This is a genomic window from Alistipes sp. AF14-19 (genome assembly GCF_003461645.1).
Lineage (GTDB): Bacteria > Bacteroidota > Bacteroidia > Bacteroidales > Rikenellaceae > Alistipes > Alistipes shahii.
Genome location: NZ_QTXM01000016.1, coordinates 26,156 through 49,015, shown reverse-complemented (window position 1 = coordinate 49,015; position 22,860 = coordinate 26,156). Strand labels below are relative to the sequence as shown.

20 protein-coding genes are annotated in these 22,860 nt (G+C 62.3%); 3 read left to right on the top strand and 17 right to left on the bottom strand.

Going from position 1 to position 22,860, the window contains the following annotated elements:
* Positions 1–24: 24 nt before the first annotated feature.
* The 4 genes from DWW03_RS12705 to DWW03_RS12690 form a co-directional block, all read right to left on the bottom strand.
* Positions 25–1,374 (bottom strand): sodium-dependent transporter, encoded by a 1,350-nt coding sequence (locus DWW03_RS12705; RefSeq protein WP_022061659.1) that lies wholly within the window; start codon positions 1,372–1,374, stop codon positions 25–27.
* Between the two features lie 53 nt (positions 1,375–1,427).
* Entirely contained in the window at positions 1,428–1,781 is a 354-nt protein-coding gene (folB, locus tag DWW03_RS12700) for a dihydroneopterin aldolase (RefSeq protein ID WP_015547317.1), read from the bottom strand.
* A gap of 1 nt (position 1,782) precedes the next feature.
* Positions 1,783–3,087 (bottom strand): tyrosine--tRNA ligase, encoded by a 1,305-nt coding sequence (tyrS, locus tag DWW03_RS12695; RefSeq protein WP_022061658.1) that lies wholly within the window; start codon positions 3,085–3,087, stop codon positions 1,783–1,785.
* Between the two features lie 103 nt (positions 3,088–3,190).
* Positions 3,191–5,086 (bottom strand): DNA polymerase III subunit gamma/tau, encoded by a 1,896-nt coding sequence (locus tag DWW03_RS12690; RefSeq protein ID WP_118406824.1) that lies wholly within the window; start codon positions 5,084–5,086, stop codon positions 3,191–3,193.
* Positions 5,087–5,283: 197 nt separating this feature from the next.
* Here DWW03_RS12690 and clpB point away from each other — a divergent pair, with 197 nt between their 5' ends.
* Positions 5,284–7,881 carry an ATP-dependent chaperone ClpB gene (clpB, locus tag DWW03_RS12685; protein WP_118406823.1) on the top strand — a complete coding sequence of 866 codons (2,598 nt, stop codon included), beginning with the start codon at positions 5,284–5,286 and terminating at the stop codon, positions 7,879–7,881.
* A 52-nt stretch (positions 7,882–7,933) separates the two neighbouring features.
* Here clpB and DWW03_RS12680 read toward each other — a convergent pair whose 3' ends face one another.
* Entirely contained in the window at positions 7,934–8,791 is an 858-nt protein-coding gene (locus DWW03_RS12680; RefSeq protein ID WP_022061631.1) for an alpha/beta hydrolase family esterase, read from the bottom strand.
* An 11-nt stretch (positions 8,792–8,802) separates the two neighbouring features.
* Positions 8,803–9,732 (bottom strand): glycosyltransferase family 2 protein, encoded by a 930-nt coding sequence (locus DWW03_RS12675; protein WP_022061632.1) that lies wholly within the window; start codon positions 9,730–9,732, stop codon positions 8,803–8,805.
* Positions 9,733–9,797: 65 nt separating this feature from the next.
* Here DWW03_RS12675 and DWW03_RS12670 point away from each other — a divergent pair, with 65 nt between their 5' ends.
* Entirely contained in the window at positions 9,798–10,679 is an 882-nt protein-coding gene (locus DWW03_RS12670) for a hypothetical protein (RefSeq protein WP_022061633.1), read from the top strand.
* Between the two features lie 203 nt (positions 10,680–10,882).
* On the opposite strand, the gene DWW03_RS12665 is transcribed toward DWW03_RS12670, so the two are convergent.
* The 5 genes from DWW03_RS12665 to pdxA form a co-directional block, all read right to left on the bottom strand.
* Positions 10,883–11,536 (bottom strand): cytidylyltransferase domain-containing protein, encoded by a 654-nt coding sequence (locus tag DWW03_RS12665; protein ID WP_118406822.1) that lies wholly within the window; start codon positions 11,534–11,536, stop codon positions 10,883–10,885.
* A 169-nt stretch (positions 11,537–11,705) separates the two neighbouring features.
* Complete coding sequence (locus tag DWW03_RS12660; protein ID WP_022061634.1) at positions 11,706–12,671, bottom strand: acyl-protein synthetase LuxE; 966 nt, start codon at positions 12,669–12,671, stop codon at positions 11,706–11,708.
* 430 nt (positions 12,672–13,101) lie between these two features.
* Positions 13,102–13,722 (bottom strand): translation initiation factor IF-3, encoded by a 621-nt coding sequence (infC, locus tag DWW03_RS12655; RefSeq protein WP_118406821.1) that lies wholly within the window; start codon positions 13,720–13,722, stop codon positions 13,102–13,104.
* 158 nt (positions 13,723–13,880) lie between these two features.
* Positions 13,881–15,833, bottom strand: a complete 1,953-nt coding sequence (gene thrS / locus DWW03_RS12650; protein ID WP_022061636.1) for a threonine--tRNA ligase — start codon at positions 15,831–15,833, stop codon at positions 13,881–13,883.
* Positions 15,834–15,931: 98 nt separating this feature from the next.
* Positions 15,932–17,026 (bottom strand): 4-hydroxythreonine-4-phosphate dehydrogenase PdxA, encoded by a 1,095-nt coding sequence (gene pdxA, locus DWW03_RS12645; protein WP_022061637.1) that lies wholly within the window; start codon positions 17,024–17,026, stop codon positions 15,932–15,934.
* 419 nt (positions 17,027–17,445) lie between these two features.
* Here pdxA and DWW03_RS12640 point away from each other — a divergent pair, with 419 nt between their 5' ends.
* Positions 17,446–17,763, top strand: a complete 318-nt coding sequence (locus DWW03_RS12640) for a hypothetical protein (protein WP_015547326.1) — start codon at positions 17,446–17,448, stop codon at positions 17,761–17,763.
* A gap of 210 nt (positions 17,764–17,973) precedes the next feature.
* On the opposite strand, the gene DWW03_RS12635 is transcribed toward DWW03_RS12640, so the two are convergent.
* Genes DWW03_RS12635 through DWW03_RS12610 form a run of 6 tightly spaced genes read right to left on the bottom strand, consistent with a single transcriptional unit; the run spans position 17,974 to position 22,854 of the window.
* On the bottom strand, positions 17,974–18,729 hold the full coding sequence (locus tag DWW03_RS12635; protein ID WP_022061639.1) for an RNA methyltransferase: 756 nt from the start codon (positions 18,727–18,729) through the stop codon (positions 17,974–17,976).
* A complete protein-coding gene (locus tag DWW03_RS12630; protein ID WP_022061640.1) occupies positions 18,726–19,649 on the bottom strand; it encodes a ribonuclease Z in 924 nt (307 codons plus the stop codon). The genes DWW03_RS12635 and DWW03_RS12630 overlap by 4 nt, the downstream gene beginning before the upstream one ends.
* Positions 19,646–20,065, bottom strand: coding sequence for a hypothetical protein (locus DWW03_RS12625; protein WP_015547328.1), 420 nt, complete (start codon positions 20,063–20,065; stop codon positions 19,646–19,648). The genes DWW03_RS12630 and DWW03_RS12625 overlap by 4 nt, the downstream gene beginning before the upstream one ends.
* A gap of 15 nt (positions 20,066–20,080) precedes the next feature.
* Entirely contained in the window at positions 20,081–21,004 is a 924-nt protein-coding gene (gene trxB, locus DWW03_RS12620; RefSeq protein WP_015547329.1) for a thioredoxin-disulfide reductase, read from the bottom strand.
* A 24-nt stretch (positions 21,005–21,028) separates the two neighbouring features.
* Entirely contained in the window at positions 21,029–21,994 is a 966-nt protein-coding gene (locus DWW03_RS12615; RefSeq protein ID WP_022061641.1) for a WG repeat-containing protein, read from the bottom strand.
* 2 nt (positions 21,995–21,996) lie between these two features.
* Complete coding sequence (locus DWW03_RS12610) at positions 21,997–22,854, bottom strand: vWA domain-containing protein (protein ID WP_022061642.1); 858 nt, start codon at positions 22,852–22,854, stop codon at positions 21,997–21,999.
* Between the last annotated feature and the right edge of the window lie 6 nt (positions 22,855–22,860).

Sequence of the window (22,860 nt, the reverse complement as noted above, 5' to 3'; positions counted from 1 at the left end):
TTTCGTTCTGATCGGTGCGGGCCGCTAAAAGAGGCCCAGGTTATCCAGGAAGATCAGCAGCAGCACTGCCGGGCAGACGTAGCGCACGAGGAAGATGAACACCCCGTAGATACGGAATTTCAGCGTGCCGTTGTTGCTGATTTCGGCCTTGAGTATTTTCCGGTCGAGGCGCCAGCCGACGAATATGCAGGTGAAAAATCCGCCGGCGGGGAGCAGGATGTTGGCCGTAAGGTAGTCGAGCGAGTCGAAAATCGTGAGTCCGAAGATGTTCCATCCCTTCAGAACGCCCAGCGACAGCGATGCCACGGCGGCCAGCGCCATGCAGGCTCCGGTCGTGGACCATGCGGCGGCCCGCCGGCTCATGTGCCACTCCTCGTGCATGTAGGCCGTGATGACTTCGTGCAGGGAGATGGTCGAGGTGAGCGCCGCAACGACCAGCAGCAGAAAGAATACCGACGACCAGACCATGCTCAGCGGCATCGAGTTGAAGATGCCCGGCAGGGTGATGAATACGAGCGACGGTCCCGACGAGGGTTCGATGCCCACGCTGAACACCGCCGGGAAGATCACCACGCCGGCCAGCACGGCTACCAGTGTGTCGAGGATCGTGACGTTGAGCGCCGTGTGGCGCAGGTTGGTGTCGGGTTTGAAGTAGGAGGCGTAGGTGACCATCGTGCCGATGCCGATCGAGAGCGAGAAGAAGGCCTGCCCCAGCGCCACGAGCACCGTCGAGGGCGTCACCTTCGAGAAGTCGGGCCGGAACAGGAACCGAAGCCCTTCCTCGCCGCCGGGCATCAGCAGCGAGTGGATCGACAGTGCGATCAGGATGACGAACAGCAGGGGCATCAGCACCTTTGCCGAGCGTTCGATGCCTTTCTGCACGCCCGTCGCGATGACGAAGTGCGTGGCCAGCACGAACAGCGCGGTGTAGAGCACGGGCCGCCACGGGTTCTGGATGAAATTCTCGAAAACGCTCTTGTATTCGTCGGCGGTGGTGTACCGGGCGAGGCTTCCCGTCACGGAGTGAACCATGTATTCGGCGGTCCATCCCGACACCACGAAGTAGAAGCCCAGGATCAGGAATGCCGCCACGACGCCGTTGTAGCCCAGGAAACTCCACTTGGGGTCGAGCGCCCGGTAGGCTCCCACGGCATTGCGGTGCGAGGCGCGTCCGACCGAGAATTCGGCCACCATGATGGGCAGTCCCAGCAGCAGGACGCAGAGAATGTAAATTACCAGAAAAGCTCCGCCGCCGTTGTCTCCGGCGACATAGGGGAACCGCCAGATATTTCCCAGCCCCACGGAACTTCCGGCCGCGACGAGCACGGCGCTCAATTTGCCGCCCAGCGTTGCGCGGCCGTGTGAATGATGCATATATCGGTTCTATTTGAAAAACTGCGCGCACGCAGCCGCGTGCGCGCAGTTTTCTATTTCTCCAGTACGACGCTCACCTTCTCCAGTTTGCCGCCGAGCGGGGGCGCCAGTTTCGAGACGGTGCATTTTACGTGCCGGACCTGCCGGAACGAGGCGTAGACCGCCTCGATGATGTTCATCGCCACGCGCTCGATCGTGCGCTGGGTAATGCGCATCTGGAGCGAGACGACTTCGTAGACCGTGAGGTAGTTGACCGTCTGTTCGACGCTGTCCTCGGCGGCCGCGTCGCCCAGGCAGGCCGTGATCTCCAGGTCGACCGTGAAGCGGTTGCCGACCTTCCGTTCGAGTTCGTAGCAGCCGTGCAGCGCCCGGAACTCCATGCGCTGGAGAACGATCCGGTATTCCATCCTATTCGGCGATCACGAGGTAGTAGTTCTTCTTGCCGCGCTGCACGAGCAGGTATTTGCCCGCGATCAGGTCCGCGTCGGTCACCGGGCGCATCGCGTCGGCCAGCTTCTCCTTGTTGAGCGACACGCCGCCGCCCTGCACCAGTTTGCGGCACTCGCCTTTCGAGGCGAAGATGTCGCTTTTCTCGGCGCAGAGGTCCACGAACGGGATGCCGGCCGCGAGTTCCGTGCGGGCCACGCGGTACTGGGGCACGCCTTCGAACACTTGCAGCAAGGTCTGCTCGTCGAGACGGTGCAGAGCCTCCGACGTGGCGCCGCCGAAGAGGATGGCCGAGGCCTCGACGGCCTTTTCGTACTCTTCGCGCGAGTGGATCATGCAGGTGATCTCCTCGGCCAGCCGTTTCTGCAATACGCGCAGGTGGGGAGCCGCGTCGTGCTCGGCGATGAGTGCGTCGATGGTCTCACGGTCGAGCAGCGTGAAGATCTTGATGTAGCGTTTGGCGTCCTCGTCGCTGACGTTGAGCCAGAACTGGTAGAACTTGTAGGGCGATGTGTAGCGCGGGTCGAGCCATACGTTGCCGCTCTCGGTCTTGCCGAATTTCGTGCCGTCGGCCTTGGTGATCAGCGGGCAGGTGATGCCGAAGGCCTCGGCCTCTGCGCCCAGCTTGCGGCGGATCAGCTCCGTGCCGGTGGTGATGTTGCCCCACTGGTCGGCGCCGCCCAGCTGGATTTTGCAGTTCATCGTCTCGTAGAGGTGCAGGAAGTCGTAGCCTTGAACCAGCTGGTAGGTGAATTCGGTGAACGACATGCCGTCGCCCTCGCCGTTGAAGCGTTTCTTCACGGAGTCTTTGGCCATCATGTAGTTGACGGTGATGCACTTGCCGATGTCGCGGATGAAATCGAGGAACGTGAATTCCTTCATCCAGTCGTAGTTGTTGACCAGCGCGGCGGCGTTCGGGGCGTCGGAGTCGAAGTCGAGCAGTTTGGCCAGCTGGCGTTTGATCGCCTCCTGATTGTGACGCAGGGTCTTTTCGTCGAGCAGGTTGCGCTCCTGCGATTTGCCCGAGGGGTCGCCGATCATGCCCGTCGCACCGCCCACGAGGGCCAGCGGACGGTGGCCGCACATCTGGAAGTGCTTGAGGATCATCACGCCCACCAGGTGGCCGATATGCAGCGAGTCGGCCGTGGGGTCGATGCCCAGGTAAGCCGTCGTCTGTTCTTTTTCGAGTTGTTCCTTTGCTCCGGGCATGATCGTGTGGATCATGCCGCGCCATTCGAGTTCTTCGATGAAATTCTTTGTTGCCATTATTGCGTTATTTAATTTTCACTTTGTTTTTCGGTGGAAGCGCAGTTCGGAATCTGCTTCCGTCTGACGCTCCATCGCCCATAAATCCCGCTTTTTAAGCGGGTTACTCCACTTCCAAATCCAATGCTTTGCGGAGTTCCGCGATCAGCGGATTCTTTTCTGTCATGTATTTCACCCGGTCTTCGAGTTTGATCGGGCGTGCGGCCCGAATTTCCTCGTTGACGACCACTTCCAGTTCGATCGCTCCCGTGATGCCCGCCAGTTCGGCGATGCGCATCAGCATCCCTGTCTTGCTGCGGAGTATCTCTTCGCGCAGTTCGCTCGTCGGCACGCTCAGCGAGATCGTGTTGCCCTGCACCCTCATCAGTTCGAAGGCCGGGACGAACCGCGGACGTCGTTCCCGGATGAGGTTCAGGATCTTTTCCCGGGCGCGTTCCAGTTTCCGTTCGCACTCGGGGTCGATCGTCGCGACCTCCGGTTCGGCCGTTTCCTGCTCGGAAGGCTCCTCGTCCGGATTGCTGCCCGCCGAGGCGAGCAGTTCCGAAAGGGAGGTTCCCGAGATCAGCGGCCTCCGCACGGGCTGGGGCGCGGGTTTGGACGCTTCGGGCCGTGCGGCCGGAGCGGGAGCGGGTCCCGGGGCGGCTGCGGATTGCGCCGGCGTTTCCGGCCGGGGTGCGGCCGGCTGCGGAGCCGGGGCGGGAATCGGCGCGGACGCCGGTTGTGAGGCCTGCCCGGGTTGAACCGCTGCGGATTGCTGCGGAGCCGCCGGAACGGGATTCGGACCGGGGCGGGTCGCCGGGTCGGGCTGCGGTTGCGCCGCAGGCGTCGCCGCGACGGCCGCGGCCGCCGTTCGGGGTGTCAGTTCGGGAAGCGGATACTCCCCGGAAGATGTCAGGGTGTCATTTTTTTTTTGACCGAGTCCGGCGATTTTCATCAGGCCCAACTCGACAAGCAATCGCTGGTTCGACGATTGCCGGATCTTCCCGTCAAGTTCCGTCAGTACGGAGATGGCTCCGAACAGGAACTCGACACTGCAGGCGCCCGCCTGCGTCCGGTATCGTTCGAGCAGCGTTCCGGTCATTTCGATCAGTCGCAGCGTGTCGGGCTGCCTGGCCATCAGGAGATCCCTCATATGGCGGTTCATGCCGGACATGAAGGTCTGGCCCGAGAAGCCTTTCGACAGCACGCTGTCGAAGGCCACCAGCACGTCGACGTAGTTGCCCGCGAGCAGCATCTCCGTCACGCTGAAATAGGTGTCGTAGTCCAGCACGTTCAGCGTCTGGGCCACGTTGCGGTAGTCCAGCGCCGTGCCGCAGAACGACACGGCCTTGTCGAACATCGACAGCGCGTCGCGCATGCCGCCGTCGGCCTTCTGCGCGATGAGGTTCAGCGACTCTTCGTCCGCCGAGATGCCCTCCTGGGAGGCGATGTATTTGAGGTATTCGACCGAATCTTCGACGCGGATGCGGTTGAAATCGTAGATCTGGCAGCGCGAGAGGATCGTGGGGATGATCTTGTGTTTCTCGGTGGTCGCCAGAATGAAGATGGCGTGGGCGGGCGGCTCCTCCAGCGTCTTGAGGAAGGCGTTGAAGGCTGCGGCCGAGAGCATGTGGACCTCGTCGATGATGAACACCGAGTAACGGCCCACCTGCGGGATGATGCGCACCTGTTCGATCAGCGTGCGGATGTCCTCCACGGAGTTGTTCGACGCGGCGTCCAGCTCGTGGATGTTGAGCGAACGTCCCTCGTTGAACGAGCGGCACGATTCGCACTCGTTGCACGCTTCGGCGCCGTCGGGTGCGAGGCAGTTGATGGCCTTGGCGAAGATGCGGGCGCAGGTGGTCTTGCCTACGCCGCGGGGACCGCAGAAGAGGTAGGCGTGGGCCAGCTGGCCGCGCTCGATGGCGTTCTGGAGCGTCGAGGTGATATGTTTCTGCCCGACGACCGACCGGAAGGTCGCAGGGCGGTATTTGCGTGCGCTGACGATGAAATCACTCATAGTGTTGCAAAGATACGAAATATGAATTAAGAATTAAAAATTAAGAATTAAAAATTATGTGCCGTGCTCCGGCACGACAAATTGGCGGTTGTTGGCAGTTGTTCTGTGACAAATAATGACACTATGTCCTGGATTCGGAGTTGGCAGGGGTTTTGCTCAATTCACAATTCAGAATTCAAAATTAAAAATTACATATTATGAACATCAACACTCTTACCATCAAGGCGCAGGAGGCGCTGCAAGCGGCGCTCTCGCTGGCGCGGGAGCGGGGACAGCAGGCTGTCGAACCGCTCCACCTGCTCGCGGTGCTGATCCGCGAGGACGATTCGCTCTCGACGTTCCTGCTGGGGCGCGTGGGAGTGAATGTACGTTCGCTGCGCGACGAGGTCGGCCGGGCCGTGGCGTCGCTGCCGCGCGTCGAGGGCGGCGGCGAGCAGTTCTTTGCGCAGGACACCTCGAAGGCGATCCAGCGCGCCGTGGACTTCACGAAGAATTTCGGCGACAAATACGCCTCCGTCGAACACCTGCTGCTGGCCCTCGTGGCCGAGCGCGGGCAGGCCGCCGACATCCTCAAACGCAGCGGCGCGACGGAAAAGGAGCTGATCGAGGCGATCCGCACCTTCCGCAAGGGTGCGACGGTCGATTCGCAGACCTCCGAGCAGCAGTTCGACGCGCTGGGCAAGTATGCCATCAACCTCAACGAGCAGGCGCGCTCGGGAAAACTCGACCCGGTCATCGGGCGTGACGAGGAGATCCGCCGCGTGCTGCAAATCCTTTCGCGGCGCACGAAGAACAACCCGATTCTCGTGGGCGAGGCCGGCGTCGGCAAAACCGCCATCGCCGAGGGCATTGCCCGCAGGATCATCGACGGCGACGTGCCCGAGAACCTGAAATCGAAGGTCATCTACTCGCTGGACATGGGTGCGCTGATCGCAGGCGCCAAGTACCAGGGTGAGTTCGAGGAGCGTCTGAAAGCCGTCGTGCAGGAGGTTACGGCCAGCGAGGGCGAGATACTGCTCTTCATCGACGAGATCCACACGCTGGTCGGCGCCGGCAAGTCGTCGGGGGCGATGGATGCCGCGAACATCCTCAAACCGGCCCTTGCGCGGGGCGAGCTGCGGACCATCGGAGCCACGACGCTCGACGAGTTCCAGAAATACTTCGAGCAGGACAAGGCCCTCGAACGCCGTTTCCAGAAGGTGATGGTCGACGAGCCTTCGCAGGAGGACGCCATCTCGATCCTCCGCGGCCTGAAGGAGCGTTACGAAAACCACCACCAGGTGCGGATCAAGGACGAGGCCATCGTGGCCGCCGTCGAGCTTTCGACGCGCTACATCACCTCGCGGTTCCTGCCCGACAAGGCCATCGACCTGGTGGACGAGGCCGCCTCGCGGCTGCGTCTGGAGATGAACTCCGTGCCCGAGGAGATCGACACGCTCGACCGCCGGGTCCGCCAGCTCGAAATCGAGCGCGAGGCCATCCGCCGCGAGAAGGACAAGGAGCGCGTCGAGCACCTGACCAAGGAGATCGAGGAACTGAAGGCCCGTGACGCCGAGATGCGTGCCAGGTGGCAGGGCCAGCGCGATCTGCTCAAAAAGATTCAGGCCAACAAGGATAAGATCGAGTCGCTGAAAGTCGAGGCCCAGCAGGCCGAACGGCAGGGCGACTACGGCAAGGTGGCCGAAATCCGCTACGGCAAGATTCAGGAGGCCGAGAAGGAGATCGCCGCTTTCCAGGAGGAGTACCGCCTCGCTTCGGCCAGCGGTTCGATGATCAAGGAGGAGGTCGACGCGCAGGACGTTGCCGAGGTGGTGTCGCGCTGGACGGGCATTCCCGTGACGCGCATGCTGGCCTCGGAGCGCGAGAAACTGCTCCACATGGAGGACGAACTCCACAAGCGCGTCATCGGGCAGGAGCAGGCCATCGCGGCCATTTCCGACGCCGTGCGCCGTTCGCGCGCCGGGCTGAACGATCCCCGCAAGCCGATCGGTTCGTTCATCTTCCTCGGTACGACGGGCGTCGGCAAGACCGAGCTGGCCAAGGCGCTGGCCGAGTTCCTGTTCAACGACGACCAGATGATGACGCGTATCGACATGAGCGAGTACCAGGAGCGGCACGCCGTGTCGCGGCTCGTCGGGGCGCCTCCGGGATACGTCGGTTACGACGAGGGCGGCCAATTGACCGAGGCCGTGCGGCGCAAGCCCTATTCCGTGGTGCTGCTCGACGAGATCGAGAAGGCGCATCCCGACGTCTTCAACATCCTGTTGCAGGTGCTCGACGACGGCCGGCTGACCGACAACAAGGGCCGTACGGTGGATTTCCGCAACACGATCATCATTATGACCTCGAACATGGGTTCGCAGGTGATCCAGGATAACTTCGCCGAGGCCTTCGACGGCAGGAAGCTGCCCGAAGAGGTTGTCGAGCGGACGCGCCTCGCGGTGATCGACCTGCTGAAACAGCAGCTCAAACCGGAGTTCCTGAACCGTATCGACGAGATCGTGATGTTCGAGCCGCTGACGCACAAGGACATCGAACGCATCGTCGACATCCAGTTGGGCATCGTGCGCAGGATGCTTTCGGAGAACGGCATCCGGCTGGAGTACAGCGACAAGGCGCGCGAATGGATCGCCTCGGCGGGTTACGATCCGCTCTATGGCGCACGTCCCGTGAAGCGGGTCATCCAGCGCTATGTGGTCAACGACCTTTCGAAGCGGATTCTTGCCGGCGAGGTCGACCGCTCGAAGCCGATCGCGATTGACGCCGGGCAGGACGGGCTGACGTTCTCGAACTGACGCCGCCCGGCAGAGTGAAAAAGGGTTCCGATGATTCGGAACCCTTTTTCGTTTACCGGACGTATCTGCTGAAAAACTTCCACAGCTCTTCGCCCGTGTCTACGCCCGTCTCTTTCCAGGAGTGCTTTCCGCCGACGGTCTCGTAGAGCCAGACCTCGTTTCCGTCCGTGCCCTCCGTGTAGCGGTGGGCGATGACCTGCAAGCCGCCGGGGCGGGAGGGCAGGGTGTCGATCCGCTCTGCGAGGCATTTGTTCTTGGCGGCCCAGTAGCCGACCGCGGTCGGGACGGAGACATAGGCGCCCCAGCCCCCTTCGTTGCCGAGGTCGCCTTCCCAGCGGGTCGTCCGGTCTTCGGTGCCGTGGATTTCGAACAGCGGAATCGGATGCGGATTGCGGTCCGAACGGAGGATTTCGACGGACATGAACCCGGCGACCGGTCCGAGGGCCGCATAGGTCTCCGGACAGCGCGAGGCCAGCAGGTAACACATGTCCCCGCCGTTCGACATACCCGTGCAGAAGACGTTGCGGCGGCTCAAACCATGTTTTTTCTGAAGGTGCCGGATCAGTTCGGAGAGGAACCGCACGTCGTCGACGGCCATATCGGCCTGAAAGGGGTAACCCACGTTCCAGCATGTTTTGCCGCGGCCGTCGCGTTCGCCCTGCGGGTAGCAGACGGCGAAACCGTGGCGGTCGGCAACGCGGTTCATGTCGAACCGTTCCGGGTCGCCCTGTCCTCCGTAGCCGTGGAGGACAATGACCAGCGGCGCGCCGTCGGGCAGCCCTTCGGGCAGGTGGAGGCGGTAGGTGCGGTCGATGCCGCCCGAACGCAGCGTGTGGCCGGGCGTCTGCGCGAGGCAGGTTTCCGCTGCGAAAAGCAGCAGGCAGGAAAGGGTGTGCAGGAGGTATTTCATCATTTTGAGTATTAGAGTCCTTTGCGGGCGAGGCGCCAGGCCAGCGCGTTGTAAAGCCGGATCACGGGACCGCGCCAGCCGGCGGGCAGGGCGTTCAGGGCGCGGACCTTGCGCAGCGTGCGGCGGTAGGTTCGCGTCCAAGCGAAGAACCGGGCGGCGCGGGCGGCCTCCTTCGTGCCGCCTTTGGCGCTGATGATAAGCGCTTTTCCCAGTGCGGCGCGGGCCACGAACTCCCGGTCCTCCTCGGGGGCCAGCGGGTCGTACAGCTCCTCGAACGAATGGACGGTCTTCTCGGGCGTGTAGCTTGCCGCCGAGCGGTTCGAAGCCACCCGCGAGTAGCGGACCAGCCGTTCGGGCGAGAAGCAGACTTCGTAGCGGCGGGCAATCCTAATCCACATGTAGAGGTCTTCGGCGATCTTCATGCCCTCGGGAAACAGCCCCACGGTGTCGAACACGCGCCGCGGGATGCAGCTGGCCGACGGGATGGCGATGTAGCGGTGGGCCGATTCGCGGAAGAAATTCGCCACGACGCCCCGCTCGGAGGGTGTCGGGGCCGGATAGGTCCCGTCGTGGCTTATTATTGAAAACGCCGTGCAGTAGAGTCCGCAGCCGGGGAACTCGCGGATCATGGCGGCGATTTCGGCCAGAAACCCCGGCTCCCAGGCGTCGTCGGCGTCCAGCAGGGCGATGTATTCGCCCGTCGACTCTGCGATGCCGCGGTTGCGCGCGGCGCAGACCCCGGCGTTGGACTGCCGGACGAGCCTTACGAGCGGCGAGCCGATCGCACGCACGATCTCCGCGCCGCCGTCGGTCGAACCGTCGTCCACGACGATGATCTCCTGCGGGGGGCGGGTCTGCGCCAGGGCCGAGCGTACGGCCGCGCCGATTTCCAGCTGCTTGTTGTAGAGGGGTATGACGACCGAAATGGTGGGTTCTGACATCTGTTCTGCCGGGTTTTGTTGCGAAGATATTGATCTTTTGCTACTTTTGCAAATAAAACCGTACCATGACCGTATTCGAAAAAACCGACCGATTCCTGCGCAACCTCTATGAGACGGCGTTTTACTTTGCAGTGATGGCCGTGAAGGAGAATTTCCGCAACTACGTCGGCCGAGCCGGAACGGTCGGCGCGCCGAAGCCGTCGGTCCTGATCCTCGGCAACGGCCCTTCGCTGGCCGAAGACCTGCCGCGGCTGATCGCCCGGGGCGAACACACGGCAAAGGACGTCATGGCGGTCAACTACTTTGCGCTGGACGAACGTTTTACGACGGTCCGGCCGGCTTATTACGTGCTTTCCGATCCGATGTTTTTCCGCGACAGCGTCTGCCGCGACCGCGTGGCGGAACTCTACCGCACGCTTGCCGAAAAGGTGACGTGGCCGATGAACCTCTACGTGCAGTACTACAACCCCGAGCGGTTCGACTACCGTGCCGCGCTGCCCAACCCCAATATCCGCATCGTGCGGTTCCACACGCAGGTCTACCGCGGGTTCCGGGGCGTGGAGTTCTGGCTCTACCGCCACGGTCTGGGAAGCGCCAACTTCGGGACTGTGGTGCAGGTGTGCGAGTACGTCGCCCTGCTGCTGGGTTACAAGACGCTGGAACTCTATGGGGTGGATCATACGCTGCTCGACGGACTGTCTGTCGACGACGAGAACCGTCTCTGCCGGGCCGACAGGCACTATTACGACGACGCTCCGGCCGTTCCGAAGCCGATCTTCCAGAAGGTTCCGCACCGTCCCTATACGATGGCCGTTTATCTGGCCGAGGTCGCCGAACTGTTCCGCGGCCACGAGGCGCTGCGCGATTACGCCCGATCGCTCGGGGCGCGGATCATAAACCGGACCGAGGGGTCGATGATCGACGCCTACGAGCGGGAACGAAAATAGAAAAAGGGCGGTTTTGAAAATTCGCAGGGTCGGAAGACTCATTTTTCAGCAATTCGGCTCTGTTTTCAGGCAGCTGCTCGCGGTGGCCTGCTATGGAGCGTGCGGAATAGCAGGCTTCCGCAAGGCGGAGCTGCGGCCTGCCGATTCGCCTCCGGCAAATCGAAAATCTTCCGAGCCTGCGAGTTCGCAGGATCGGCTTTTATTTATCCCGGCAGGTTCCGGCTCGCCGCGATGATTTCGGCCATGGCGAAGTCCTCGGGGTAGTCGATGTCCAAACCCTCGATGCGGTCCACGACGGCCATGTAGGGACGATCGCCGATGCGGCGGCCGCGGCCGCACCACAACTCCCGCGAAAAGATGAAGAAGGCGCTGGTCTCGATGTAAACCGGCTCGATGGTCTGCGTGCGGGGGATGTTGTCGAGAGCGTAGTTGAGCGGACGGCCTTCGAACCAGGCGAAAGTCTGGACTTTTTCGGCGCTGAACGCCGAGTCGTATTCGCCCGAACGCACTTTGCCGAGCGCATCGGCAAGGGTCGCGGCGCGGATGAACGGCGAGGTGGCGTGGGCGAGGATGTAGAGGTCGGCCCCGACCCGGGCGGTGAAGCTGTCGTAAATCTCCCGTCCGAGCGTCGTGTCGCTGTCGAGCGACGGGTCGCGGAGCAGCAGCCGGACCCCCTCGGGCAGCAGCGCGCGGATGCCTTCGTCGCTGCAAAAGACGTAGACCTCGTCGATGCCCTCCACTTCAGTCAGGGTTTTCAGGATATGACACATCAGCGGCGATCCGTCCAGCGGGCGGAGGTTCTTGCCTGCGACGCGCTGGCTGTTGAGCCGGATGGGAACGAATGCTACGGTTTTCATGGAGTCTGATAATTTGTAAAGGGGTTCGTCGCGACACGCTGCCGCTTGCGGCGTTCAACTTCCCGCCCCGGGCGGGTAGTCAGGGGTGGGGCGGATTTGCAAACACGGCGGAACGCCGTGGAAACGGCATTCTGCGCTGCGATGCATTGCCGATATTTCAACCGGCATTTCATTGTACCAGAAGATTGCAGCCCCGGATGTCCGAATGGTCGATACGGCCTTCGATGACGAACGCGCCGTCCGCGCCGACGCGCCCCACGTCCTGTGTCTGGATAAAGGCGCACGACCACCAGGAAGCCAGGTCCGCGATGTTCAGCCCGCCGCGTGCGCCTGCCGGGAGCGGGTCGAACGGGTCGTTGACGTCGCGTGCCGTGACGCGCATCCAGCCCGGGCAGCGGAACACGTTGCCTCCCTGCGAATAGGCCTGCGAGGTGAGTTCGGCCATGCCGTATTCCGAATGAATCTCCCCGACCCCGAAGGCGTCGCAGAGGATTCGGTGGAACTCCTCTTTGGGAATCTCCTCGCGGTAACCCTTCATGCCGCCCGTCTCCATCACCACCGTATCGCGGAGCTTCGGAGCGTACCGCTCCGCGAGGTCCCACAGCGCATAGCTTACGCCCAGCAGGATTTTCGGCTTCGGGTCGCGCTCCATCGCCGCCAGCAGTCCTTCGCAGTCATCCAGATAGAATCCGCCCGATCCGCAGTCGGCGATCAGCCGGTCGGCCATGTAGACCAGCGACGAACCTTTGCGCCGCAGGTAATTGGGCAGCAGGGCGTAGAGGCTCAATCCGGCGGGGTCGCCGTAGAAGTTGCGGAATGCCGTGCGGAATGCCTGCTCGTAGAGCGCCAGCGAGCGCATCGGGTGGCGCGAGGGCGTCATTCCGGTCGTGGCCGACGAAGTGAAGACCGCCTCGGGCGGAGTCTCCCCGCAATAGACCGTATGCGTCTTGAACAGTTCGATGGGCAGGTACGGAATCTTTTCAGGCGTGTCGACATGCTCCGTCCGGACGCCGATCCGGGCGAGGTATTCGCGGTAGGGGGCGCATTCGCGGGCCTGGCGGCGGAATATTTCCAGCGCCGCGGCGTCGAAGGCCGCTCCGTCCGCAATGCGGAATATGTCGTCGGGGGTGATCATTACATGCAAAGTTACCAAAAAAACGGACGATTCCAAAACCGAATCGTGTCCGGTTCGGCAAAAGGTTTCGACTTCTGAAAGGGGCGTAACGCCCCCAAAGGTAATGAAAAAATTGAAACGAGACTCTTCCCGAAGCGTCGGTTCCGTCGCCTGTAAACGCAAAAACAACAACCCGCGGTCCGGATACATCCGCCCCGCAGTCGTTGTTTTCGCATTTGTACTTTTGGCTCGCAATGTTTCGGGGCGTTATTTACGTCGCATGTCTCGCTTTGGCGAGACAAGACGCGCTCCGTGAACAGCTTTCGCGGCTCGGCAAAGCACCGCTTCGCTGTAAACGCAAAAACAACAACCCGCGGTCCGGATACATCCGCCCCGCAGTCGTTGTTTTCGCATTTATGCCTTCGGCATTCGCTTTGCCCTCGCCTTGTCGCTATTTCTTGACTTTGGGCGCGAGCATCATGTTCATCTTCTTGCCGTCGAGCTTCGGCATCATCTCCACCTTGGCGAACTCTTCGAGGTCCGTGGCAAAGCGCAGCAGCAGGATTTCGCCCTGCTCCTTGAAGACGATCGAACGTCCGCGGAAGAAGACGTAGGCCTTGACCTTGGCCCCCTCCTTGAGGAAGTTCTGCGCGTGCTTGAGCTTGAAGTTGTAGTCGTGGTCGTCGGTCTGCGGGCCGAAGCGGATCTCCTTCACGACGACTTTCGTCTGGTTCGCCTTCAGTTCCTTGGCCTTCTTTTTCTGCTGGTAGAGGAACTTCTGATAATCGGCGATGCGGCATACGGGCGGCTCGGCCTTGGGCGAGATCTCGATCAGGTCGAGTTCCATCTCGTCCGCCAGACGCAGTGCGTCGCGGATCGACATCACCTGCGGCTGGGGAATGTTGTCCCCCACCAGACGCACCTCGGGAACCGTGATCTGTTCGTTGATGCGGTGGGGATTCTCCTTTTCGGGCGGCCTGCGTCCGAAGCGGGGATTGTTGCCTGTTGCCGGTCTTGGTCTGTTATTCCCGGGGGTAAACGGCCTCGGCGGGAATGGTTTCGGTGCTGCGATAATCGTTAAGTATTAAAATGGTTAATTAAATTTTGTTCTTTGCTTTCGGGCTTCCGAGAGTGGTAATCCTCGCGGCTGCGCCGCGTTTGTAAATTTTACCCTCTCCTGAATCCCCTCCTCGGAGGGGACTTTGTCGGAAAGCCCCGGTTATTCCATGCTTATTTCTTTTCGAGCTTGTTGGCCTCGATCTCCTCTTTGACCAGTCCGGCGATGAAGTCGCGGAACGCCTCCAGGGACATCTGGCCCTTGTCGCCTTCGCCCTGCGCACGGACGGAAACCAGCCCTTCGGCCTCTTCCTTCTCGCCGACGATCAGCAGATAAGGGATGCGTTTAAGTTCGTTGTCGCGGATCTTGCGGCCGATTTTCTCGTTGCGGTCGTCGACCTCGGTGCGCACGTCGCTGCGGTTGAGGAACTCCGACACTTTCTGGGCATAGTCGTTGAACTTCTCCGAAATGGGGAGCACCACGACCTGCTGGGGCGAGAGCCACAGCGGGAACTTGCCGCCCGTATGCTCCAACAATACTGCCACGAAACGCTCCATCGAGCCGAACGGCGCGCGGTGAATCATAATCGGGCGGTGGAGACGGTCGTCAGCGCCCTTGTACGTGAGGTCGAAACGCTCCGGGAGGTTGTAGTCCACCTGGATCGTTCCCAGCTGCCACTTGCGGCCGATGGCGTCCTTGACCATGAAGTCGAGCTTCGGGCCGTAGAAGGCCGCTTCGCCCAGCTCCACGACCGTTGTGAGGCCTTTCTCCTTGGCGGCCTGCATGATGGCCGACTCGGCCTTCTCCCAGTTCTCGTCCGAACCGATGTATTTCTCCTTGTTGTTCGGGTCGCGCAGCGAAATCTGGGCGGTGTAGTTGTCGAACTTCAGCGTCTTGAAGATATAGAGCACGATGTCGATCACGCGTTCGAACTCTTCCAGAAGCTGATCCGGACGAACGAACAGGTGGGCGTCGTCCTGCGTGAATCCGCGCACGCGCGTCAGTCCGTGCAGCTCGCCCGACTGTTCGTAGCGGTAGACCGTTCCGAACTCCGCCAGACGCACGGGCAGCTCCTTGTACGAACGGGGTTTCGAGCGGTAGATCTCGCAGTGGTGCGGGCAGTTCATCGGTTTGAGCAGGTACTCCTCGCCCTCGATCGGGGTGTGGATCGGCTGGAACGAGTCCTTGCCGTATTTGGCGTAGTGGCCCGAGGTGACATAAAGCTCCTTGTTGCCGATGTGCGGCGTGATCACCTGCTGGTAGCCGTACTCCTTCTGCACGCCCCGCAGGAACTGCTCCAGCCGGTCGCGCAGCGCAGCTCCCTTGGGCAGCCACAGCGGCAGGCCCTGGCCCACGCGCTGCGAAAAAGTGAACAGTTCGAGGTCCTTGCCCAACTTGCGGTGGTCGCGTTTCTTGGCCTCCTCCATCATCGCGAGGTACTCGTCGAGCATTGATTTCTTGGGGAACGAGATGCCGTAGATACGCGTCAGCATCTTGTTCTTCTCGTTGCCGCGCCAGTAGGCTCCGGCCACGGACGTAAGTTTCAGGGCCTTGATATATCCCGTGTTGGGAATGTGCGGGCCGCGGCAGAGGTCCGTGAACGCACCGTTGGTATAGAAGGAGATGGTGCCGTCTTCGAGGTCCGTGATCAGTTCGACCTTGTACTGGTCGCCCTTCTCGGTGAAGGTCTTCAGCGCTTCGGCCTTGGGGACTTCGCGGCGGAGGAGCGCTTCCTTGTTGCGGGACAGCTCCACCATCTTGTTTTCGATCGTCGGCAGGTCGGCCTCGGTGATGGGCGTCGGGGAATCGACGTCGTAGTAGAAGCCGTTTTCGATGGCCGGGCCGATGCCGAACTTGATGCCCGGGTAGAGCGCTTCGAGAGCCTCGGCCAGCAGGTGCGACGAGGTGTGCCAGAAGGCGTGCTTGCCCTCTTCGTCGTCCCATTTGTAGAATTTGACCGAAGCGTCCTCTTCGATCGGGCGCGTCATGTCCACCGTCGCGCCGTTTACCGCGGCCGCGAGCGAGTCAGCAGCTAAACGAGGGCTGATGCTCTCTGCGATCTGATACGCAGTAGTCCCTTTGGCATATTCACGTACGGAGCCGTCGGGAAAAGTGATTTTGATCATTTTGTTGTATAAATTAAGTTTTCGGGGCCTTCGGCGCTTCCACAATTACGAGACGGAATACGCCTCCGGGTTGCCCGGTGTTTTTGTTCGGGTCTTTGTCAAACCTCCTTTTCGGTCTGCGGCAGGTCCTTGACCGAGACGTCGCGGCCGCCGCGGTCGCGTTCGGCGCGTTGCAGCGGATTGCGCGTCCATTCGGCCCATGCGCGGCGGTGCTCCGCGATGTCGATGGCCGCATAGATCGCATTGCGCATCGACTGCGGGTCGGCCTTGTCCTTCCCGGCGATGTCGAAGGCCGTGCCGTGGTCGGGCGAGGTGCGCACGGCCGAAAGCCCCGCCGTGAAGTTCACCCCGTCGGGCGACAGGCTCTTGAAGGGCGCCAGCCCCTGGTCGTGGTACATGGCCAGGATGCCGTCGTACTTGGCGTATCCGCCCCCGGCGAAAAGCCCGTCGGCGGCAAAAGGCCCGAAGGCCAGCACGCCTTTCGAAAACGCCTCGACAATGGCCGGGCGGATGATCTCCTGCTCCTCGCGTCCCAGCAGTCCGCCGTCGCCGGCGTGGGGGTTGAGCGCCATGACGGCGATGCGCGGCTCGACGATGCCGAAGTCCTCGATGAGCGCACGGCGCAGCGTGCCGAGGTCGCGCACGATCCGCTCTTTGGTGATGTTGCGGGCGATCTCCGAGACGGGGATGTGCTTGGTGACCAGCCCCACGCGCAGCACGTCGCTGCACAGGATCATCATGGCTTCGCCTTCGAGTTCGGCGGCCAGGTATTCGGTATGCCCCGTGTAGCGGAAGTCGTCCGCCTGCACGGTCTCCTTGTCGAAGGGTGCGGTCACGAGCGCGTCGAGGTGTCCCGCCTTCAGGTCGCGCATGGCCGCGCACAGCGCCTCTACGGCCGCGCGTCCGGCTTCGGGGGTCGGCTTGCCCGGCGCGATGTCGGCCGTCTCCCCGCATGCCACGAGGTTCGCCTTTCCGCGGCGCGCCTCGGCGGCCGACGCCACGGGGTTGAAGGAGAAGGCTTCGATCTCCGCGACGGTATTTCGGTAATAGGCCGCGGCTTTGGGCGAGCCGTAGACGACGGGTGTGAAAAGCTCCGTCATCCGCGGGTCGGCGAGCGCCTTGAGAATGATTTCCCAGCCGATGCCGTTCGTGTCGCCCTGCGTGATGCCTATTTTGAATTTGTTTTCCGGCATAATCAATTTTATTTCAACTTACAAAGTTATAAAATATTCAGAATACACAATGCCTCGGATTCGATTAAAATGAATTTTTACCCCGCTTTGCGCCGGAAGTGCAATTTTTCACTATCTTTGTTACAGCAGTCTGTGAGGATTGCTGACATTTTTGGGATAAAAAGCGCATCGGCTTTTTTTCTTACCGCCGAAAATTGGACACTTTTGTGTAACGTAAGGAATAAGGGTTGATGCTCTCGCTGTTTTCCAGCGTGGGCATTTGCCGCATTCTACGTTACAGGTCGTCCAATACCTCGACGGTGGAGCAGCAAGTCTGCCCGCGCTTTTTTTCCGGACCAAGCAAGTTTGGAGAAATGAGAAGATGTGAGCGGAAAATGTTGAAATGCAATGCTGAACTTGTAGATATCGTATTCCGTCTGATGTTCGAAACGTTCTGGGTGGCCCCTTACGACCTGCGGCGGGATTTCCCGGTGCTGGTCAATTTCGAACGTCATGCGCGCCATGCGTCGGTGCTGTTGGGTAAAATCGACTTCGCCTCGGCCTCCGGGGCGCAGATATACGAATTGGGAAAGACCGTCGCAGCGCTCGACCGGGCCGTTCGGCAGATCGCCGAAGCGCGGCTGTTTTCGCCCGTGGAGTGCGCCGAGGCGCAGGAACTGGTCGGACGCATCCGGAATGCGCTGCCTGCGGCCTGCGCCGCCGGGCTTGCGGCGGCTCTTTCGCACGATTCGGAATAGCTGCGGGATGCCGGCTCCGCCCGGCCCCTGCGACCGCAGGTCGCAGGGATTCTGTCATGCACCCTCGCCTTCGCTCGGGATAACCGCGCTCCGTGATTTCTTGGGCGGCTCGGCAAAAGCCGGAAAAACCGGAGCCGGTTTAAAACGCAACGGACCCCGCCTGGGAAATGAATTTCCGGCGGGGCCTGATGCGTTTTAGTCCTTCGGACTTTATTTTCCGGCTTTTGCGCTCGCCTGGCGGCGAAATTCACCACAGACGATGCCCGTGGCCATGGCGACGTTGAGCGATTCCGAACCCCGGCGGTCGGCCGGCCAGGGCGGGATGAAGAGTTTCTGCGTGACGGTGCGGGCCACGGCGTCGGTGATTCCGCGCCCTTCGTTGCCCATCACGACGATGCCCGCCGGCTTCAGTTCGGTTTCGTAGATGTTCGCTCCTTCCAGAAAGGTTCCGCAGACCGGAAGTCCCAGCGCGGCGGCCTTCGAAAGCAGCGCCGCGAGGTCGGTGTAGTGGACCCTTACGCGGAGGATCGCCCCCATCGTGGCTTGTACGACCTTGGGGTTGAAACAGTCGGCCGAGGCTTCGGAGCAGACGATGTCCGTGATGCCGAACCAGTCGGCCAGCCGGATGATCGTGCCCAGGTTTCCGGGGTTCTGCACGTCGTCGAGCGCCAGCGTCAGCCGTCCCCGCAGCCGCTCCGGCTTCAGGTCGCAGCGGGGGATTTCGACCAGCGCCAGCGAGTTGCTCGGGGTTTTGAGCAGCGAGAGCCGCTCCATGTCGCGCGGGGCGACGGTCTCGACCTCGGGCCCGTTGAAAACCCCTTCCAGCGAGAATATCCTGCGTACGGAGAGGTGCGATGCGCGCAGTTCGCCGATGAGTTTCTCCCCCTCGGCGACGAAAAGTCCGTGCTCCGTGCGGCCGCGTTTGTCGGCCAGCGCGCGGACGAGTTGTATGTCGGCTTTTGTCATCGTTGTTTTTCGATGGTGTAGGTGGTTCCTTCGGTCGCCGGGTAACTCTCGGCAAAGAGCGTCCGCGCCTCCTCGACCAGCGGCGTTTCGTCCTTGTAGCGCGACGAATAGTGGCCGATCACGAGCCGCCGGGCGCCCGCTTTCAGGGCGGCTTTCGCTGCGTCCGTCGTGGTCGAGTGCCCGCGGTCGCGGGCGCTCCGCTGTTCGGCGGCGGCATAGGTCGCTTCGTGGTACATCAGATCGACTCCCCGGCACAGTCCCGCGGCCTTGGCCGAGTAGTTCGTGTCCGAGAGGTAGGCGTACGAGCGCGGCGCATAGGGGCGGTAGGTCAACTCGGCATTGGGAATCACCTCGCCCGTGGCCAGCCGTATCTCCTCGCCGCGCTTGGCGGCGGTGATCTGCGCGATCGAAAGCCCGTATTTGGCGATCTTGAATTTCTCGACGTTCAGCGGCGGCTCCTTCTCGCGGAACAGAAACCCGGCGCACGGCACGCGGTGGCGCAGCGGGACGCTCCACACCTCGAGGGTACGGTTTTCCAGCAGCAGGGCGTGCTTGGTCGTGTCGACCTCGGTCCACGCGACGGTGTAGGGCAGCTCCGTGTCGAAGTACCGGAGGTGGCAGGCCAGGATCTCGCCGAAGGGCGCCGGGGCGAAGACCCGGAGCGGGGTTTTGCGTCCGTACAACGCCAGCGTCGAGATGAGCGGGAACAGCCCGAAAACATGGTCTCCGTGGAGGTGCGAGATGAATACGGCCCGGATTTTCAGCGGATTGACGCCGTAGCGGACCAGCTGTTGCTGCACGCCTTCGCCCGCATCCACGAGGTAATACTGTTCGTGGACGTTGACCGCCTGCGCCGAAGGGTGGCGGGCGACGGTCGGCTTCGCGGAGGACGAGCCCAGTATGGTGACCGAGAAACTCAATTCGTCTGTGTTTTATACTTTATGAATGTCGCCAGAAGCCGGTTGGTCGTGAAAACGCTCTGGGATGTGGTGGCGGTTCGGGTTTTGCTGCCGTCGTCGTTTTTCTCGATCTTTTCGGTCGTCGTGTAGGTCGGGGCGGAGGTTTCGCTCACGACGCCTTCGAAGACGATGGCGTCGGCTCCTTTCTCCCGGCCAATCTGTTCGATGAGGGCCTGCGCCTCCTCCAGCGTCTTGCCGAAGGGTGTCGCCTTGATGCTGCCCATCGTTTCGTAGTCCGAGGGAACGTCCTTCCAGTCGAAATAAAGTTCCGGCGCGGTTCCGGTTGTCGGATAGGCTTTGCCGATATAAGTGGTGCGGATTTCGGCGCACGAGGCGATGCAGCATGCCGCCGCCAGCAGTAAAAGGAGCTTCTTCATGGTCCGTCTTTTGCCTTATTGCAGCAGAAACCGTTCGCAGTCCAGGGCGGCGACACATCCCGACGCAGCCGCCGTGATGGCCTGGCGGTAGTGGGGGTCCTTCACGTCGCCGGCGGCGAAGACGCCTTCGACCGAGGTCTTCGACGTTCCCGGCTCGACCTTGATGTAGCCTTCGGCGTCGAGCGCCAGCTGTTCGGCGAAAAGTTCCGTGTTGGGGTGATGGCCGATCGCCAGGAAGAATCCCGCGATGTCGATCTTCCGCTCCGAGCCGTCGTTCCTGCGCAGCAGCGCGCCCGTTACGCCCGAGTCGTCGCCCAGCACCTCGGCGGTGTTGTGCTCGAACAGCACTTCGATGTTCGGCGTGTTGAACACCCGCTGCTGCATCGCCTTCGAGGCGCGCAGGTGGGGTTTGCGCACGATCAGGTAGACCTTGCGGCAGAGCGATGCGAGGTAGGTGGCCTCCTCGCAGGCCGTGTCGCCGCCGCCCACCACGGCCACGTCCTTTTTGCGGTAGAAAAATCCGTCGCACGTGGCGCAGGCGCTGACGCCCTGCCCGCGGAATTTGGTCTCGGACGGGAGACCGAGGTATTTGGCCGTGGCTCCCGTGGCGATGATCAGCGTTTCGGCCTTGATCTCCTTCTCGCCGTCGATCACGACGTGGAACGGACGCGACGAGAGGTCGGCGCGCGTGACGTTGCCCGTGCGGATGTCGGCGCCGAACCGCTCGGCCTGCCTGCGCATCAGCCCCATCAGGTCGGGACCGCTCACGCTGTCGGGATGTCCCGGGAAATTCTCGACGTCGGTGGTCGTCGTCAGCTGTCCGCCCGGTTCGATGCCTTCGTAAAGCACCGGCTTGAGGTTGGCGCGCGAGGCGTAGATGGCGGCGGTGTACCCTGCGGGGCCGCTGCCGATGATCAGGACTCTTACTTGTTCTTCCATGGTATCGGTTGTTGTTTGCATGTTTCAATCATTATTCGTTCCAAATTCCGTCAGGCGTCGTCCCAGGTAGTCGAATTCCGCCCAGCGGCCGTCTTTCCGCACCCGGACGACGCTTTCGGCCGGCGCGTAGTCGACGATCTCGTATTCGGGCGGGATGACGTAGCGTCCCTGGCGGTCGATCAGCCCCATCCCCGATGGGGTCTCGACCTCGGCGCGTCCTTCGCGGAAATCCCCGGCCCAGGTGTACTGCGGCCGGATTACGGGGTTGTTCTCCGTGTCCACGAACCCGAATCCCTCGTCGTCCTCGACGCAGACCAGCCCTTCGAAGACGTGGCTCGTCCAGCGGTGGCCCGTCAGGCGGCGGTGCGGGGTGTAGACGGCCTCCGTGTCGCCGACGCACATCGGGTCGGCCGTCCGGCGGACCTGTTCGCGCAGGCTTTCGAAGGCCGCGCCGTCTCCCGAAGGGCCGAAATGCGCGTCGTGGTAGCGCAGCGGCACGAACCGCCCGCCCGACCAGCGCAGGTTTCCGGCCCGGAGGTTGTTGTGCGAGAAGTTCAGCTCCCGCAGGGCCGTTTCGAGGGTGTCGAGCGCCGCGAGCAGCCGCTCCGCGGGTTCCGTGTGGAGCGCTTCGGCGAACGGTTTGCCCGCGGGAAGGTGTTGTAGCGCCAGGTCGAAACGGCGTTCGCGGCCTGCCGGGTCCGTCCACCGCAGTTCGTCCCGCAGGATGCGGTATTCCGCGAGATGGTCGGTGTTGAGGCGTCCGAGCTGCGACGCCGTGCGCTCCACGGAGGCCAGCGCAGCGGGCGAGAGCGGCATCGAGAGCAGCCATTGCCGGCCGCGCCACGTGATCTCGGCCTCGGCGAAGCGCGTCGTGCGCATCAGCCGCGGCAGTCCGTCCGCCCCGGGCGCCGCACGGGCGTCGGCGAGCGTTTTGAACGAGAGGTCGGGCGTCAGCAGCGCCCGGGTGAAGAGTTGCAGCGTCGGTGTCATGGCTATTCGGTTTTTACGCTGATGGAACCGATGTTGAGCATGGTGATCAGCTCTTCGGCCGAGGCGTTGAAACTCATGCCGCGGAACGGCGGCAGGGCGCCGGGGCCTTTGGCTTCGCGGATCGCCTCGTTGAAGACCTCGGGCATGGGGCTGGAGCAGTCGTAGAGCACCTCCGCATAGCGGTTGGGGTACGAGGCCTCTTCGGCCGAGGGGAAGAACACCGTGCGCGGGGTGTCGCCCGCGGCGATGTGGATGTTGACCAGCAGCACGTTGCCGTCGGCCGTGCGGAGCGATTTGATCTGTCCGGCCACGGCGCGCAGTTCGGCGTCGTCGCAGTCGGTGGCCTCGCCGTCGGTGATGTTGAAGACCATCGGCGGGAAACTTTCGGCATGGGCCGGGTCGGCGCACCATGCCGCGGCGATGTCGCGCACGCGGCGCAGGGCCTCGCACATCGGGGTCTGCCCGGCGGCTTCTGGCTCCACCCATGCCGGGTAGGGAATTTCGCGCAGGGAGATGCTGCCGTCGGGCAGCCGGTATTCGATGACTTCGGTCTTTATCGGAGGCTCCCCGGCCGCCAGCTCCGCCACGGAGATCAGCTCCCTGCCGCCCGGCAGCAGGGAGTAGACCTCGTCGTCGCCCGAGTATCCGATCACGGCGATGTCGTAGTAGTCCCTCACGCCGTCGCTGCGGCGGGCGCGTTCGATCAGTTCGAACAGCATGCCGTTCGTGATGGTCGCCACGGCTTCGGCCTTGGTCATCTGCCGGTTGCGGAACCGGATTTTTTCGGCCATCGAACCCGAGCCGTCGATCGCGAGGATGATGGCGGTGCGATGGGTGCGTGTGATGCTCTGTGTATACATGTTGCG